The 2,974-nt window shown below is 71.3% G+C and carries 3 protein-coding genes; 2 read left to right on the top strand and 1 reads right to left on the bottom strand.

Going from position 1 to position 2,974, the window contains the following annotated elements; genetic code table 11:
- Positions 1–201 precede the first annotated feature (201 nt).
- Positions 202–582 (bottom strand): STAS domain-containing protein, encoded by a 381-nt coding sequence (locus FNQ90_RS18095; RefSeq protein WP_182607338.1) that lies wholly within the window; start codon positions 580–582, stop codon positions 202–204.
- Between the two features lie 281 nt (positions 583–863).
- Between FNQ90_RS18095 and FNQ90_RS18090 the strand changes: the two genes are divergently transcribed.
- Both FNQ90_RS18090 and FNQ90_RS18085 read left to right on the top strand, forming a co-directional pair.
- On the top strand, positions 864–1,811 hold the full coding sequence (locus FNQ90_RS18090; protein WP_182607337.1) for an RNA polymerase sigma factor SigF: 948 nt from the start codon (positions 864–866) through the stop codon (positions 1,809–1,811).
- A 408-nt stretch (positions 1,812–2,219) separates the two neighbouring features.
- Complete coding sequence (locus tag FNQ90_RS18085; protein ID WP_182607336.1) at positions 2,220–2,924, top strand: MOSC domain-containing protein; 705 nt, start codon at positions 2,220–2,222, stop codon at positions 2,922–2,924.
- Positions 2,925–2,974: the final 50 nt, after the last annotated feature.

The raw sequence follows: 2,974 nt of genomic DNA, 5'->3' as shown, positions 1-2,974 counted from the left end.
TTTCCCGGGAGCCCCCGGGGGCCCGGGGACCGCGAGGGCGCGAAAAGCGATCCCCCGGCTCGGCGCGACGCGTCGCCGTACCGGGACGGGAGGACCTCGGGACTCGGGGGACGCGTCCCCGTTCGGGCATGCCGAGCCCCGGGGCCCCGCGCCTCGGGCACCCCGCTCGGGATCTTCGCGATGACCACGCCGGTCGAAGCCTCAGCCGGCCTCGATGGCGGTCAGCGCCGCTTCGAGGGTGTCGTGCATCGGGAAGACCGCGTCCGCCCCGGTGATCTCGAACACCCTGGAGACGGCGGGCGCCATCGCCGCGAGGTGCACCCGACCACCGGCCTCCTCGATCTCCATCCGCGCCGCCAGGAGCGTGTTCAGCCCCGTGGAGTCACAGAAGCCGAGCCCCGCACAGTCGATCACGATAGGATAACGACCCTCGGAGATGCAGGAGTCGATCGCCTCCTTCAACAGATCGACCGAATGGTGATCCAACTCACCACGTGGAGTGATCACCGCACCAACCTCGCGCCGGTGCACCTCAACCCCGAACTGAGGTCGGTGGGCACTCCCCGACGTCACGCGATCCATGCACACCCCTTCAAGGTCCACCATCGTCACTCGGAGGTCCCGAATCGAACCGGACCCTACCGATAGGTTCGCACCTTATCCCCAGAGTCCACCCCCGAACAGCCGAGCAGCACAGGCAAAACCGGACAACACGGATATAAAGAATTTGCCTCCAACCATGCATCCCCGATAAGGGTGGGGGCAGAAGAGACCCGAACGCGCCGGCCCATGGAGGCACGCACACCGCACCGGAGCACGGCATCGGCCGTCACACGCCGAAGAACCCTACGGAGGACGAGACCATGTCACCCGCCCCCGACGTCCACGAGACGCAGATTCGGCAGATCACGCCCACCCTCCCGGTGGACTCCCCGGCCGAGACCACCGACCGGCCCGACGGCCCGGCGGCGGACACCCCGCCCCCGCCCCCGTCCATGGAGACCATCAAGGAGCAGATCTCGGCCATATCGTCCTTCGACGAGGTCGAGCCCTGGGACGCCCGGGTCCTCTCGAAGTCGCTGTTCCAGCGGCTGCGCACCCTCGAGGAGGGCACCCACGAGTACTCCTACGTGCGCAACACCCTGGTCGAGCTGAACCTCGCCCTGGTGAAGTTCGCCGCCTCGCGCTTCCGCACCCGCAGCGAGCCGATGGAGGACATCGTCCAGGTCGGCACGATCGGTCTCATCAAGGCCATCGATCGCTTCGACTGCGAGCGCGGAGTGGAGTTCCCCACTTTCGCCATGCCGACCATCGTCGGCGAGATCAAGCGGTTCTTCCGCGACACCTCCTGGTCGGTGCGCGTCCCGCGCCGCCTCCAGGAGCTGCGGCTCGACCTGGCCAAGGCCACCGACGAGCTGTCCCAGAAGCTGGACCGGGCCCCCACCGTCGCCGAGCTGGCCGAGCGCCTGCAGATCGACAAGGAGGACGTGCTGGAGGGCATGGCCGCCTCCAACGCCTACACCGCCAGCTCCCTGGACGCGCAACCGGAGGAGGACGACTCCGAGGGCACCCTCGCCGACCGCATCGGCTACGAGGACCACGGCCTGGAGGGCATCGAGTACGTCGAGTCCCTCAAGCCCCTGATCGCGGAGCTCTCCCCGCGTGACCGCCAGATCCTCTCCCTCCGGTTCGTGGGCAACATGACCCAGTCGGAGATCGGCGAGGAGCTGGGGATATCGCAGATGCACGTCTCCCGACTGCTGGCCCGCACCCTGGGCAAGCTGCGCAGGGGGTTGCTCACGGAGCAGTGATCGCCCGACGGGGCCGAGAACCGGAGGAACTCCGGAGCAGTACCCGGTCGCGCGGCCCGGGAGGCGCGTGACCGGAGCGGTGTGTGGCGTGTCGGCAGACCGTCGGACGCCTTCCCGACAGGAGGTCGGGCGGGCATCCGGCGGTCTGCGGTGCTCCATCCCCCGCGTGGAGGGCGCGTGCGGCGCGTGGAGGTGATGTGAAGGTCGCCCCGTCGTCGCGGACCTCTCCGCCGGGTCGACGCGTCGGCCTCCCCACCGCACCCCTTCCCCGGTTCCTCCCCGGTCCCGCGCGACCCATCGGCGCCCCCGGGCCCCGGCCGACACCGTCGGACCGGGGCCGACGTGCCCCCGGCATCGACATGTCGATATCCCGGTGACGGCTCCTCCCCGCTCGCCTAGGGTGATCCCATGTCCACCCCCAGCACGCCGTCCCCGGCACCCGCGGGCCCGCGGATCCGATCGGTGAACACCGCCCGGGCGAAGGCCGTCGGGTACACCTCCACCGAGAGCGGCCTGACCGGGATCGACAAGCGCCCCGTCGCGGGCCCGGTCCGGGTGACCGCGCCCCCCGGGCGGGGCGCGGGCGGTGTCTCGGGGCTGGCCGACGACTTCGTGGGCGATCGACGACACCACGGCGGACCCGATCAGGCCGTCTACGCCTTCGCCCGGGAGGATCTCGACCGCTGGGAGACCGCCCTGGGCCGGCCCCTGGCCGACGGGTGTTTCGGGGAGAACCTCACCACCACGGGCATCGACGTGAGCGGCGCCCTCGTCGGCGAGCGCTGGCGGATCGGCGGAAGCCTGCTGGAGGTCACCTGCGCCCGCATCCCCTGCCGCACCTTCGCCGGGTGGCTCGACGAGCGGGGTTGGGTGAAGCGGTTCACCGAGGACGCCGCGCCGGGCGCCTATCTGCGCGTCCTGGAGCCGGGCGAGGTCCGCGCCGGGGACCCGGTGGAGATCACGCACCGGCCGGACCACGAGGTCACGGTGGCCCTCCTGTTCCGGGCCCGGACCACCGCCCCCGAGTTGCGGCCGCGCGTCATCGCGGCCGGCGGGGCCCTGGGCTCGGAGGACCTGGAGAGAGCCCGGGTCTGGGCGAAGGCCGCCGACTGACCCCCGGCGGGCCCCCTTCGACGGATCCGGGGCCCGCCCCGGCTCACCAC

It is taken from the genome of Streptomyces alkaliphilus (assembly GCF_014141535.1).
In the GTDB taxonomy this organism is placed as follows: Bacteria; Actinomycetota; Actinomycetes; order Streptomycetales; family Streptomycetaceae; genus Streptomyces; species Streptomyces alkaliphilus.
This window is presented reverse-complemented; position numbering and strand designations above follow the sequence as displayed.